This window comes from Streptomyces sp. NPDC088794, assembly GCF_044750545.1.
Lineage (GTDB): Bacteria > Actinomycetota > Actinomycetes > Streptomycetales > Streptomycetaceae > Streptomyces.
This window is the reverse complement of sequence record NZ_JBIVKB010000031.1, coordinates 1-13,651: the sequence shown is the minus strand read 5'-3', so window position 1 is coordinate 13,651 and position 13,651 is coordinate 1. Positions and strand designations below refer to the sequence as shown.

The 13,651-nt window shown below is 71.5% G+C and carries 10 protein-coding genes; 7 read left to right on the top strand and 3 right to left on the bottom strand.

The annotated features are described in order from the left end of the window. The first annotated feature begins 60 nt into the window (after positions 1-60). Positions 61-1,329, top strand: coding sequence for an MFS transporter (locus tag ACIP6U_RS47225; protein ID WP_401729561.1), 1,269 nt, complete (start codon positions 61-63; stop codon positions 1,327-1,329). Positions 1,330-1,385: 56 nt separating this feature from the next. Then, on the top strand, positions 1,386-3,041 hold the full coding sequence (gene pgi / locus ACIP6U_RS47220) for a glucose-6-phosphate isomerase (protein WP_401729558.1): 1,656 nt from the start codon (positions 1,386-1,388) through the stop codon (positions 3,039-3,041). Between the two features lie 10 nt (positions 3,042-3,051). Here pgi and ACIP6U_RS47215 read toward each other — a convergent pair whose 3' ends face one another. From ACIP6U_RS47215 to ACIP6U_RS47205, 3 genes are read right to left on the bottom strand one after another with little or no spacing between them, the layout of a single operon-like run. Next, positions 3,052-5,460, bottom strand: coding sequence for an ABC transporter permease (locus ACIP6U_RS47215; protein WP_401729556.1), 2,409 nt, complete (start codon positions 5,458-5,460; stop codon positions 3,052-3,054). Between the two features lie 39 nt (positions 5,461-5,499). Next, positions 5,500-6,249, bottom strand: coding sequence for an ABC transporter ATP-binding protein (locus tag ACIP6U_RS47210; protein ID WP_401729554.1), 750 nt, complete (start codon positions 6,247-6,249; stop codon positions 5,500-5,502). Further along, positions 6,246-6,761, bottom strand: coding sequence for a PadR family transcriptional regulator (locus tag ACIP6U_RS47205; RefSeq protein WP_124004458.1), 516 nt, complete (start codon positions 6,759-6,761; stop codon positions 6,246-6,248). The genes ACIP6U_RS47210 and ACIP6U_RS47205 overlap by 4 nt, the downstream gene beginning before the upstream one ends. Positions 6,762-6,882: 121 nt before the next feature. Between ACIP6U_RS47205 and ACIP6U_RS47200 the strand changes: the two genes are divergently transcribed. The 5 genes from ACIP6U_RS47200 to ACIP6U_RS47180 all read left to right on the top strand — a co-directional run bounded on the left by ACIP6U_RS47200 (position 6,883) and on the right by ACIP6U_RS47180 (position 13,499). Then, positions 6,883-8,154 carry an ABC transporter substrate-binding protein gene (locus tag ACIP6U_RS47200; protein ID WP_401729552.1) on the top strand — a complete coding sequence of 424 codons (1,272 nt, stop codon included), beginning with the start codon at positions 6,883-6,885 and terminating at the stop codon, positions 8,152-8,154. A 134-nt stretch (positions 8,155-8,288) separates the two neighbouring features. Then, positions 8,289-9,914 carry a glycoside hydrolase family 13 protein gene (locus ACIP6U_RS47195; protein ID WP_401729550.1) on the top strand — a complete coding sequence of 542 codons (1,626 nt, stop codon included), beginning with the start codon at positions 8,289-8,291 and terminating at the stop codon, positions 9,912-9,914. Positions 9,915-9,967: 53 nt separating this feature from the next. After that, positions 9,968-11,296 carry an ABC transporter substrate-binding protein gene (locus ACIP6U_RS47190; RefSeq protein ID WP_401729548.1) on the top strand — a complete coding sequence of 443 codons (1,329 nt, stop codon included), beginning with the start codon at positions 9,968-9,970 and terminating at the stop codon, positions 11,294-11,296. Positions 11,297-11,301: 5 nt separating this feature from the next. Next, positions 11,302-12,660, top strand: coding sequence for an ABC transporter permease subunit (locus ACIP6U_RS47185; RefSeq protein ID WP_401729546.1), 1,359 nt, complete (start codon positions 11,302-11,304; stop codon positions 12,658-12,660). Then, a complete protein-coding gene (locus tag ACIP6U_RS47180; protein ID WP_401729544.1) occupies positions 12,660-13,499 on the top strand; it encodes a carbohydrate ABC transporter permease in 840 nt (279 codons plus the stop codon). The genes ACIP6U_RS47185 and ACIP6U_RS47180 overlap by 1 nt, the downstream gene beginning before the upstream one ends. The last annotated feature ends 152 nt before the right edge of the window (positions 13,500-13,651 follow it).

Genomic DNA, 13,651 nt, shown 5'->3' with positions numbered 1-13,651 from the left:
AGTGCTGACCTCTACGGTTCGTGTACCGCCTGGTGCGGACGCGAATCGTGAGGGGGAGCGGTGTCGAGGGTCGAGACGGGGGACGTGCGCGCGCCCGCATGGCGCGGGGGATTCGGGCTGCTGTGGACGGCCGCCGTGGTCTCCCGCTTCGGAGACGCGCTGCGGGGCTCGGCGCTGCCCCTGCTCGCCGTCTCGCTGACCGACCGCCCCCTGCTCATCGCCTCAGTGACCGCCTGCGGCTATCTGCCCTGGATCGTCTTCGGGCTGCTCGGCGGCGCGGTCGCGGACCGGGTCGACCAGCGCCGCGCGATGTGGACGGTGGACGCGGTACGGGGACTGCTCGTCGCCGCCTTCGCCGGGGCCGTCGCGCTCGGTCACGCCTCGATCGCGCTGCTCATCGCGCTCGCCTTCGTGCTGACCACCCTCCAGACCCTCTTCGACAACGCCTCGACGGCCCTGCTGCCCGCCCTGGTGGACCGGGCGGCGCTGGGCCGTGCCAACGCCCGGCTGATGACCGGACAGCAGATCGCGGGCGGTCTGCTGGGGGCGCCCGTGGTGCCGCTGCTGCTCGTCGCGGGGGCCGCCGTGCCCTTCGTGGCCGACGCGGGGACCTTCCTGGTGGCCGCCGCGCTGGTCGCCTCGCTGCGGATCTCGGCGCCCGACCGAGCGCCGAGACCGGCGGGCAGCACCCTGCGCCGGGAGATCGCGGACGGGCTGCGCACCCTGTGGCGCGACCGCCCGCTGCGCGGACTGTGCGTGGCGACGGCCCTGTGCAACATCGGCATGGGCGCCCTGATCGCCACCCTGGTGATCCTGGTGACCGGGTGGCTGGACGCCGGTACCGCCGGCTACGCGGCCGCGACCACCGCGTACACCGTCGGTGGCCTGGCCGGGGGAGTGGCGAACCGGTGGATCACCGCCCGGCTCGGGCCGACCCGGGCCGTGCTCCTTGCCGGTGTCGTCCAGATCGGCGCCCTTGTCGTCATGGGCAACGTGCGGAGCCTGCCGGCCCTCGCGGGGGCGATGGCCGTGTTCGGGTTCATGGGCATGGTGTGGAACGTCAACACGACGACGTCGATGCAACAGCGCACTCCCACCGAGCTGTTGGGCCGGGTCAGCTCCGCCTTCCGCACCCTGGCCGTCGCCGGTGCCCCGCTGGGCGCCCTGCTCGGCGGTGCCGTCGCCACCGTCTGGGGACCGAACACGCCCGCGCTGCTGACCGCCGCCTTCTTCGTCCTGTCCGTCCTCGCGCTGATAACCACCGGCAAGGCGGACGTACTTGTGGGTGCGTCGCACGACGACGCCACGACAGCTCACATCACGCGCTGATCCCCTAGGTTGGGACAGGCAGCGGGGCGAGGTACGAAAGAAGGCTGAAGTCCGATATGAACGCAGACGGCCGTACGAGGCTCAACCGGACGCCCGAGTGGACCGCGCTGGCCCAGCACCGCGAGGAGTTGAGGGAGGTCGGGCTGCGGGAGCTGTTCGCCGCCGACCCCGCCCGCGGCACCGGATACACGCTCCAGGTCGGTGACCTGTACGTCGACCACTCCAAGCACCTGGTCACCGACGAGACCCTGCGGCTGCTGCGCGAACTGGCCGCCGCCACCGACGTGTTCGGCCTGCGCGACGCCATGTTCCAGGGCGAGAGGATCAACGTCACCGAGGACCGCGCGGTCCTGCACACCGCGCTGCGCGCTCCGCGCGACGCGGTGATCGAGGTCGACGGCGAGAACGTCGTGCCGGCCGTGCACGCCGTCCTCGACAGGATGAGCGACTTCGCGCACCGGGTCCGCTCCGGCGAGTGGACCGGGCACACCGGCGAGCGCATCAAGAACGTCGTCAACATCGGCATCGGCGGCTCCGACCTCGGCCCCGCGATGGCCTACGAGGTGCTGCGCGCCTTCACCGACCGCGACCTCACGGTCCGCTTCGTGTCGAACGTGGACGGCGCCGACCTGTACGAGGCCACCCGCGACCTGGACCCGGCGGAGACGCTGTTCATCGTCGCCTCCAAGACCTTCACCACGATCGAGACGATCACCAACGCCACCTCGGCGCGCGACTGGCTGCTCACCGAGCTGAAGGCCGGTCAGGAGGCCGTCGCCCAGCACTTCGTGGCGCTGTCGACCAACGCCGGGAAGGTGGCGGAGTTCGGCATCGACACGGCGAACATGTTCGAGTTCTGGGACTGGGTCGGCGGACGGTACTCCTACGACTCGGCCATCGGACTCTCGCTGATGATCGCCATCGGCCCGGACCGCTTCCGGGAGATGCTCGACGGGTTCAGGATCGTCGACGAGCACTTCAGGACCGCGCCCGCCGAGTCCAACGTGCCGCTGCTGCTCGGCCTGTTGGGCATCTGGTACGGCAACTTCCACGACGCCCAGTCGCACGCGGTGCTGCCCTACAGCCACTACCTCTCCAGGTTCACCGCGTACCTCCAGCAGTTGGACATGGAGTCCAACGGCAAGTACGTGGGCCGGGACGGGCAGCCGGTCGACTGGCAGACCGGGCCCGTGGTGTGGGGCACGCCGGGGACGAACGGGCAGCACGCGTACTACCAACTCATCCACCAGGGCACGAAGTTGATCCCGGCGGACTTCATCGGCTTCGCCGAGCCGGTCGCCGAGCTGAGCGAGGGACTCAAGGCGCAGCACGACCTGCTGATGGCGAACTTCTTCGCCCAGACGCAGGCGTTGGCCTTCGGCAAGACGCCGGACGAGGTGCGCGCGGAGGGGGTGCCGGAGGAACTGGTGCCGCACAGGACGTTCAAGGGCGACCACCCGACGACCACGATCCTCGCCCGCGAGTTGACGCCGTCGGTGCTCGGCCAGCTGATCGCCCTGTACGAGCACAAGGTGTTCGTGCAGGGCGCGGTGTGGAACATCGACTCCTTCGACCAGTGGGGTGTCGAGCTGGGCAAGGTCCTCGCCAAGCGGGTGGAGCCCGCGCTGACGGAGGGCGCGGAGGTCGAGGGACTGGACGAGTCGACCAAGGCCCTGGTGGCCAGGTACCGGGAGCTGCGCGGCCGTCGGTGACGGTTCGCTCTCAGGCCACCGCGCTCAGCGTATCCGCCAGTCTGCGCCTCGCCGCGCGGGCCGCCGGCAGCGCGGCGAGGCCGGCCGCGCCCAGGACCGCAGCCGCGTCGAACAGCACCAGCATGGCCGGCGACGGTCCCTGGGCGATCCCCGCGCCGATGCCGCTCGACCGGCCCTGGGCGTTGATCAGCCAGTGCGCGAGCGGTGCGCCGAGGGCGGTCCCGATCAGGGCGGCGATCAGGGCGGTGCAGCCGGTGGCCGTCACGGTGACGGCGGTGATCTGGCGCGGGGACAGACCGATGGCCTTCAGCGCGAGCAGGTCCCGTTCGCCCTCGCGCACGGTCCCGCCGATCGCGGTGAGCAGTTCGATGAGGCCGATCAGGGCGAGCACGACGATCAGGCCGAGCACCACTCCGCGCAGCGGCGAGAGCCCGTCGGCCGGGTTGGTCACGGCGTGCACGTCCAGGTGGCCGGCTCCGGCGACGGTCAGCCGGTCGGCGACCTCCCGCGGGTCGGCGCCGGGGCGCAGCCGGAGTTGGTAGAGGCTGGGCGTCAGGCCGGGGTCGATCTCGCGGAGGGTGTCGAGCGAGGTGGTGACGACCCGGCCGGCGTTCTCGGGTTCGATGCTGCGGCCCACGATGTGCAGGCCGTAGGGCTGGGAGCCGACGGTGATCCGCACCCAGTCGCCGACCCGCGCGTTCGTCAGGGAGAGCAGGCCCTGGCCGGCCACGGCCTCGTGGCTGAGGCGTGCGGGGCGGCCCTCCGCCAGGGCGTACGGATACGGGTCCTCGTGGGTGCCGAGGCCGCGCAGGGCGATCGTGACGGACTGGTTGGGAATGAGGGCGGCCATCTTGACGCCCGGGTAGGCGTCGGCGACCTCTGGGTCCTCGGCCAGCAGGGCCCGGGTGTCCCGGTCGCTCAGGCCCGCGTCCGCGCGGACGGTGAGCGCGGCCGGGAGACCTATCTGCTCGGGCCTGCTGTGGAAACGGTCGATGGTGGTCCACGCGCTCATCGCCACGACGATCAGCAGCAGGGGCAGGGTCAGCCGGGCCACGGTGGCGAGCGACCGCAGCCGACGGGCGAACGCGGTGTGCCGGCCCAGCACCAACGCGGGCGGCACCCGCAGGGCGAGCGCCCGGCGGGCGGGCGCGGAGAGGCGGCCGCGGGACTGGGCGCCGCGACGGGATCCGCGGGCCGGCGGGGCGGGGTGCGGGCGCCGCACGCCCGACGGTGCGGACGACCGCGCCGCGGACGCCCGTCCCGTCCTGGCCGACAGACCCCGCATCCCCCGTACCGAAGGAATCGGTACCGGTACCGGCGGCACCCGGCCCGCTCGCCAGGCGGCCAGGCCCGTGGTCGCGGCGATGAACAGGACCGCGCCGGACGGGATGGCGAAGAGGGCCACCGCGTGGCCGGGCAGGCCCTGCCAGACGCCGATCGCGTCGCCGAGGCGGCCCGGGACCCGGTTGCCCAGGGACTGCGTCAGCGCCGCCGCGGTGACGGCGCCGAGAAGGGCGTAGGCGATGTGCTGGAAGAGGAAGACGCGGACGACCTGGCCCGGGGTGAAGCCGATCGCCTTCAGGACCGAGATGTCCCGCAGGTGGCCGCGGATGCGGGTGGAGATCGCGCCGTGCACCGCGAGGCCCGCGGCGACCAGGGCGCCCAGTCCGAACAGGGCCAGCACCTGGCCGAGCAGCCGGTTGTCGCCCTGGGCCTCGGCGCGCGCCTGCTGCCAGGTGTCGACCTCGCCGATCGCGTCGGCGCCGCCCAGCGCCTTGACGGCACGTGAGACGACGAATTCCGTGTCGTCGGGGTCGGTCAGGCGCAGTCCGATGACCTGGCCGTTGGGGTCGCGTACGGCGTCCGGCAGGGTCCAGACGAGGCCCGGCTGGTCGCCCGGGCTGTAGCGCGACTCGGCGCTGTCGGCCACGCCCAGCACGGTCACCTTCCGCGCGGTGCCCGGCAGGGTGAGGGTGTCGCCGGGTTCGGCGAGCAGGGCGCGGGCGAGGTGGCTCTCCAGGACCACGCCGTCGGGTGTCGCCGGGTCCAGCCAGTCGCCGGAGACGATCAGCGGGCGGCCGATGGTCGGCAGCCGCTCGGGCATCGCGCGCAGTTCGACGGAGGCGCGGGCGCCGCGGGAGGCGAGCGTGGCGGACTCGGTCGCGTAGGGGCCGGCGACGGAGTCGACACCGTCGAGCCGGGCGAGCCGGTCCGCGCGGGCGGACTCGGACGTGTGGATCCACACATGCGCGCCGTGCGTCTGGGTGAAGACCCGCTGCCAGGGGTTGGTGGCGTACCCGAACAGGGCCGTGGCCAGCAGCAGCGACACCACGATCCCGGCGGTGGCCAGCACCAGGAACAGCGCCTCACCGCGGTGCGTGCGCAGATCGGAGTGCGCCCAGCGCAGCGTGGCCCGCATGCGGCTCAGCCCTTCCGGGGGTCGTCGTACGTCCGCATGTCAGTCCCTGAGTTCCAGCACGCCGGAGATGCCGGCGCCGGGTGACGGGACGCCGTCCAGGGTCGCGTCGTCGGCTATCCGGCCGTCGAAGAAGCTGATCACCCGGTCCGCGGCGCTGGCCAGCCGGGCGTCATGGGTGACCAGCACGATCGTCTGGCCGCGCTGGTGGAAGCGGGACAGCAGCCGCATCACCTCACGGGTGCCCTTGCTGTCCAGGCTGCCCGCGGGTTCGTCGGCCAGCAGCAGCGGCGGGTGGTTGACCAGGGCCCGGGCCAGCGCGACCCGCTGCTGCTCGCCGCCGGACAGCTCGCCCGGCATGCTCCGCTCCTTGCCCACCAGGCCCAGCTCGGCCAGCAGCTCCTCCCGCCCGGCGCGCGCCTGCTTCGGCGCGGTCCCGGCGAGCAGCGCGGGCAGCTCCACGTTGTCGGCGACCGACAGGTTCGACACCAGGTTGAAGAACTGGAAGACGATGCCGATCCGCTTGCGGCGCTCCATGGCCCAGCGCGCCTCGCTCCACGCGTTCGCGCACACGCCGTCCAGCCAGATGCTGCCGCCGTCCGGCCGCTGGAGCCCGCCCAGCAGATGCAGCAGCGTCGACTTGCCGGCGCCGGACGGACCGGTGACGGCCACGAACTCGCCCTGCCGGACGCGCAGATCGACCCCGCGCACGGCATGCGCCGGGGCGCCCTCGCCGTAGTGGGACTTGACCAGGCCCTCGGCGCGCAGCACGGGAGCGGGACCGTCGCTCACTCCAGCTCCTCCAGCTCTTCCTGGCACCGCTCCAGCCAATCGAGGTCGGCCTGAAGGTGCAGCATCGCGCCCTCGATCAGCAGTTGGGCGATGCGGTTGTCGCGGTTCTCGGCTGCGGCCAGCTTCGACAGGCTGCGCATGGCGGTCAGGTACTGGCGTCGCTGTTTGTTGATCAGGGCGATCTGGTCGGCGAGACCCGTCTGCGGAGCGAGCGCCAGCTTCATGAAGAACTCGTCCCGCACCCGCGGCTCGTCCTCGGGCTCCTCGAACCAGGCGCGCAGCTCTTCCCGCCCGGATTCGGTGAGGTGGTAGACCTTCTTGTTGGGCCGGCTGGACTGCTCGACGTCCTCGCCCTCGATCAGTCCCTGCTTCTCGAGGCGGCCGAGGGTCACGTAGATCTGGCCGACGTTCGGCTGAGGGTACGCGGACCCCAGCAGTTGCTCAAGGTCCTGCTTGAGCTCGTAGCCGTGGGCCGGGCCGCGCGCGAGGAGAGCCAGGAGGGGCAGGCGCACGTGGGCAGTCCTCCTGTCTGTGTGATGTGCTCCAGGCCCTAGTATCGCCCATACCTAACAGGTATACATGGCTTCGGACCCAGGGCGAAGATGCCCGGCGCCGCTGTACAGGGAGGAACCTATGCGGTGGATGCGTGCCGCGGGTAGGGGCCTCCTCGTCTCCGTGGTGGTCCTCAGCGGGTACGTCGCCTCGGGCGCGCACGCCGAGGAGGGCACCGGCGAGAGCCGCGGCCCGCTGACGCTGGCCACGGCCGGGGACCTCACCGGCTATCTCGGCCCGGTCCTGGACGGCTGGAACCGCAGCCACCCCGACGAGAAGGTCAAACTCGTCGAGCTCCCGGACTCCGCCGACGAGACCCACGCGCAGATGGCCAGCGACCTGCGCGACGGCGACCGCAGCCGGTTCGACGTCCTCAACATCGATGTCAGCTGGACCGCGGAGTTCGCCGACGCGGGCTGGATCCGTCCGCTGTCCCCCGACCGGTTCCCGCTGGACACCTTCCTGGGCGGGGTCCGCAACACGGCGACCTACGACGGGCGGCTGTACGCCGTCCCGTACGTGACCAACGCCGGCCTGCTCCTCTACCGCAAGGACATCCTCGACAAGGAGGGCGTCCCGCCGCCGCGCACCTGGGCCGAGCTGGAGCACGACGCGAAGACCATCGCGCCCAAGTACGGACTCGACGGCTACGCGGGCCAGTTCCTGCCCTACGAGGGGCTCACCGTGAACGCGGCCGAGGCCGTCTACTCGGCGGGCGGAAGCATCCTCCGCGAGGAGGGCGCCAAGGTCACCGTCGACTCCGCGGCCGCCCGCGAGGGCATCGGGTTCCTCGCTCGCGGGGTGCGGGAGGGATGGATCCCGAAGGCGGCGCTGACGTACAAGGAGGAGGAGTCCAAGCAGGCATTCCAGGACGGCCGGCTGCTCTTCCTGCGCAACTGGCCCTACGCGTACGTCGGTGCGTCGGCCAAGGGCTCGCCGGTCGCCGGGAAGATCGGTGCCGTACCGCTGCCGGGGCACGACGGGCCGGGGGCCAGCGTGCTGGGCGGCTCCAACCTGGCCGTCAACACCCATGCGCGGCACCCCGATTCGGCCGCGCGACTGATCGCCTACCTCACCAGTGAGCCGGTCCAGCGCCAGGTCCTCACCCGCGGCGCGCTGCCGCCGGTGCGTGCCGCGCTGTACCAGGACCCCGGGCTGATCCGGCGGTTCCCGTATCTGCCGACCCTGCGCAAGGCCCTGCAGACGGCCAAGTCCCGCCCCAAGAGCCCCCGTTACGACCAGGTGAGTCTGGTGGTGCAGGCCGTCGTGCAGGACGCGATGGCCGGACACGTGACGCCGAGGGCGGCGGTGGCACGACTGGCGGCGGAGCTGGCCGCCATCCCGGGTCTCTAGTTACTTGTTAAGTAACGCGGCGGTCTCCTTTCGTCTTCGATCGACCCACTAAATCACCATGTGTCGGGCCAACTCTCCGGTAGCTTCTGCCTACTCGTTGACACCTTCGCGATACGCCTACTTAACATGCATGCATGCTGAGTAAGTACCGCTGGTGGCGGGACGCGGTGATCTATCAGGTGTACGTCCGTAGCTTCCTGGACAGCACCGGCGACGGCGTCGGCGATCTGGCCGGCGTCAGGGCCGGGCTGCCGTACCTCAAGAAGCTGGGCGTCGACGGGATCTGGCTGAGCCCCTTCTATCCCTCGCCGCAGCACGACCACGGCTACGACGTGGCCGACTACTGCGACGTGGACCCGCTCTTCGGCGACCTCGCCGAGTTCGACCTGCTGATGGGCGCCGCACAGCGGCTCGGCGTCAAGGTGCTCCTCGACATCGTCCCCAACCACTGCTCCCACGAGCACCCCTGGTTCCAGGAGGCGCTCGCCGCCGGACCCGGCAGCGCGGCCCGGGCCCGCTTCCACTTCGCCGACGGCCGGGGCGCGGACGGCGCCGAGCCGCCCAACAACTGGCACGCCATGTTCGGCGGTCCGGCCTGGAGCCGGGTCACCGAGGCGGACGGCCGGCCGGGCCAGTGGTACCTGCACATGTTCACGCCCGAGCAGCCGGACTGGAACTGGCGCAGCCCCGAGGTCGCCGCCGAGTTCGACCGCACGCTCCGCTTCTGGCTCGACCGGGGCGTCGACGGCTTCCGCATCGACGTGGCCGCGGGCCTCTTCAAGCACCCGGACCTGCCCGACTCCCCGGACCCGGAGGCCGACGCCCGCACCCGCGACTCCGTCAACCCGCTGGCCTGGAACCAGCCCGAGGTGCACGACGTCTGGCGGCACTGGCGCGCGGTGTGCGAGGAGTACACCGCACGGGACGGCGACGAACGGCTCCTCGTCGGCGAGGTCTCCGTCCCCACCGCCCGCGAACACGCGCGGTACGTCCGCTCCGACGAACTCCACCAGGCCTTCTTCTTCGACCTGTTGAGCGCGCCCTGGAACGCCGACGCCTTCCGCAAGGTCATCACCGAGGCCATGCAGGACATCGCCGGCACCGGCTCCACGGTCACCTGGGTCCTCAACAACCACGACCAGGTCCGCACGGTCACCCGCTACGGCGAACCGGCCACCGAGGGCAGTGGTCTCGGCGCCGCCCGCGCCCGTGCCGCCGCGCTGCTCATGCTCGCGCTGCCCGGGGCGGCGTACATCTACCAGGGCGAGGAGTTGGGGCTGCCCGAGGTCGTCGATCTGCCCGACGACGTGCTCACCGACCCGATCTTCCGGCGCACCGGCAGCCGGGCCCGGATCCGCGACGGCTGCCGGGTGCCGCTGCCGTGGTCGGGACAGGCCTCCCCGTTCGGCTTCACCTCCGGCGCGGAGGGCGCGCGGCCCTGGCTGCCGCAGCCCGAGTACTTCGCCGAGTACGCCACCGACCGCGCCCTCGCCGACACCCGCTCCTTCTGGCACCTGTACCGCGACGGCCTCCAACTGCGCTACCGGCTGCCCCAGTTGGGCGAGGGCTCGCTCAACTGGCTGGAGACCCCGCCCGGCGTCCTCGGCTTCGTCCGCGGGGACGGCCTGGTCTGCGCCGTCAACTTCGGTACGGCTCCCGTGCCCGCGCCGGTCTCCGGCACCCCCCTGCTGTCCAGCGGTCCCTGCCCGGCCGGAGTGCTGCCCGGTGCGACGGCCGCCTGGTGGATCAACGATCTCTGACCCTCGGTCTCTGACCCTCCGTCACCCGCCCATCCCCCGAAGGGACATCAACGATGATGCTTCGACGTTCCACCCTCCTCGTCGGCTGCACCGCCCTGGTCCTCGCGCTCGGCGCGACCGCCTGCGGCAGCAGCGACCCGGTCTCGGCCGGTGGCGGCGACAAGGCGCTGGCCGGCCAGACGGTCAGCGTGGCCGGTGTCTGGTCCGGCAGCGAGCAGAAGAACTTCCAGAAGGTGCTGGACGCGTTCAGCGCCAAGACCGGTGCCAAGACGACGTTCACGTCCACCGGGGACAACGTCTCCACCGTCGTCGGCAGCAAGATCGAGGGCGGCAACGCACCCGACGTCGTGATGGTCCCGCAGGTCGGCGTGCTCCAGCAGTTCGCCGGGCAGGGCTGGCTGCAGCCGCTGTCCACGACCACCAAGCAGTCCGTGGACGCCAACTACGCCCCCGTGTGGAAGAACTACGGCAGCGTCGACGGCACCCTCTACGGCCTCTACTTCAAGGCCGCCCACAAGTCGACGGTCTGGTACAGCCCCGACGCCTTCGAGCAGGCCGGCGTCACCCCGCCGACCACGTACGCCGATCTGCTGAAGGCCGGCCACACGATCTCCGACTCGGGCCTCGCCGCCTTCTCGATCGGGGGCCAGGACGGCTGGACCCTCACCGACTGGTTCGAGAACATCTACCTCTCGCAGGCAGGCCCGGAGAAGTACGACGCCCTCGCCACCCACAAGCTGAAGTGGACCGACGCGTCCGTGGTCAAGGCGCTCGGCACCCTGGGCACGCTCTTCAAGGACAAGCAGCTGATCGCCGGCGGACAGAAGGAGGCCCTCAACACCGACTTCCCGGGCTCGGTGGAGAAGGTGTTCGGCCCCAAGCCCGAGGCCGCCATGGTCTACGAGGGCGACTTCGTCGCCGGTGTCGCCAAGGACCAGTTCGGCAGGACCATCGGCACCGATGCGAACTTCTTCCCCTTCCCCGCGGTCGACGGCGGCACGGCCCCCGTGGTCAGCGGCGGCGACGCGGCCGTCGTCCTGAAGGACGGCAAGAACGCCAAGGCCGGCATGAAGCTCCTGGAGTACCTCGCGACCCCGGAGGCGGCGGCCGTGTGGGCGAAGGCGGGCGGCTTCCTGTCCCCGAACAAGAAGCTCGACCTCGCCTCCTACGGCGACGACGTCACCCGCGCGACCGCCAAGTCCCTTGTCTCGGCCGGGGATTCGGTCCGCTTCGACATGTCCGACCAGGCGCCCGCGGCCTTCGGCGGCACCAAGGGCGCCGGCGAGTGGAAGCTGCTCCAGGACTTCCTGCGCGACCCCTCGGACCCGAAGGGGACCGCGGCACAGCTGGAGAACGCGGCGGCCAAGGCCTACAAGGGCTGACGGCCATGACCGCGACCCTGGTGAAAGAGACGAGTCCACCCTCCGCGTCCCCGCACGCCGAGCGCGCCCGGCGGGCCCGGCGACGGGCCTGGATCATCGGCCTGCTCTTCGTCTTCCCCGCGCTCCTCCTGCTGGGCGCGCTCGTCGTCTACCCCGTGCTGTTCTCGATCGGCCGCAGCTTCTTCGACGCGTCCGGCGACCGTTTCGTGGGCGGCGACAACTACACCGAGATGTTCCGCGACCCGGCCACCCTCACCGCCGTACGCAACACGGCGATCTGGGTGGTGGTGGCGCCGACCCTGCTGACCGGGCTCGGTCTGATCCTCGCCGTGCTGGTGGAGAAGGTGCGCTGGGCGACCGCCTTCAAGCTGCTGCTGTTCATGCCCATGGCCGTGTCCTTCCTGGCCGCCGGCATCATCTTCCGGCTCGCCTACGACGACGACCCGAACAAGGGCGTCCTGAACGCGGCCGCGGTCGGCGTGCACGACGTCTTCAAGGGCACCTCCGAGTACCCCACCGCCCGCGCCCGCACCGGCCAGGGCCTCGCGGCGGAGCCCGACGGCTCGTACCGCACGACCGCGAGCGTGTCACCGGGCGACTCGGTGAACCTCGGCCTGGTGGGCGTCGCCCCGAAGGACCTGCCGAGCGGCGCCGAGCCCGCGTACCCGGCGGCGAACCGCACGGCGTCCGCCGGTGAGCTGCGCGGCGTGGTCTACCTCGACTTCACGCTCGGCGGGGGAGGCAAGCAGGGCGTGGTCGACCCGAAGGAGAGCGGGCTGCCGCGGATGAAGGTCCAGGCGGTGCGCGACGGCAAGACGGTCGTGAGCACGAGCACCGCCTCCGACGGCTCCTTCCGCTTCACCGGCCTCGACCCCGGTCCGTACGCGGTCCAATTGCCGGGCTCCAACTTCGCGCAGCCCTACCAGGGCATCTCCTGGCTCGGCCCGACCCTCGTCACGCCCGCCATCATCGGGGCCTACCTGTGGATCTGGACCGGGTTCGCGATGGTGCTGATCGGCGCGGGCCTCGCCGCCCTGCCCCGGGACGCGCTGGAGGCGGCGCGGATGGACGGCGCCAACGAGTGGCAGATCTTCCGGCTCATCACCGTGCCGCTGCTCGCGCCGGTGCTCACGGTGGTGTTCGTGACCCTCGTGATCAACGTGATGAAGGTCTTCGACCTCGTGTACATCATCGCGCCCGGGCCGGTGGCGCAGGACGCGGCCGTCCTCGCCACCCAGATGTGGCTCGTGTCCTTCGGCGGTGGCAACAACCAGGGGCTCGGCAGCGCGCTGGGCGTACTGCTCCTGGTGCTGGTGATCCCCGCGATGGCCTTCAACGTCCGGCGCTTCCGAAGGAGTCAGTGATGAACGCGATCAGGCGCGGCCTGGGCAACGGGGTGGTGCAGGCCTTCCTCGTGGTGATCGGACTGGTCTGGCTCACGCCGCTCGCCGGGCTGCTGCTGTCCTCGATGCGGTCCGCCAAGGACTCGTCGAGCAGCGGCTGGTGGACCGCGTTCACCAGCCCGGGCCAGCTCTCCCTCGACAACTACTCGGCCCTGCTGAAGAACGCGGGCATCACCCGCGCCTTCTGGAACACCGTGCTGATCTCGGTCCCGGCGACGGCCCTGGTGGTCGTGCTCGCCGCGCTGGCCGCGTACGCCTTCGCCTGGCTGGACTTCCCCGGCCGCGAGCCGGTGTTCCTGATCGTGGTCGCGCTGCTGGTGGTGCCCGTGCAGATCGGTCTGCTGCCGGTCGCCAAACTCTTCGGCACGCTGGGGCTGTTCGGCACGATCCCCGGAGTGGTGCTGTTCCATGTGGCGTACGGACTGCCGTTCGCGGTGTTCCTGCTGCGCAACTACTTCGCCGAGATGCCCAAGGAGATGCTGGAGGCCGCCCGGATGGACGGCGGAAGCGAGTGGCGGATCTTCACCCGCCTCGTGCTGCCGGTGGGCCGGCCGGCGATCGCCAGCCTCGCCATCTTCCAGTTCCTGTGGGTGTGGAACGACATGCTGGTGGCGCTGCTGTTCGCGGACGCCTCCTCGCAGCCGCTGACCGTGGAACTCCAGTCGCAGATACGCCAGTTCGGCAGCAACATCGACGTGCTCGCGCCGGGCGCGTTCGTGTCACTGATCGTGCCCGTGGTGGTGTTCTTCGCCTTCCAGCGGCACTTCGTGCAGGGCGTGATGGCCGGCTCGGTCAAGTGACCTGCCGGGAGGGTGAGTTGCGGCGGTAGACACGGAGGCGGGGGGGGGGGGGGGGGGGGGGCCCCCCCCCCCCCCCCCCCGGGGGGTATAAGGCCCCGCACCGGGCCCCGCGGGGGGGACCCCCCCCCCGCCCCGGCCGGGCCCCCCCCCCC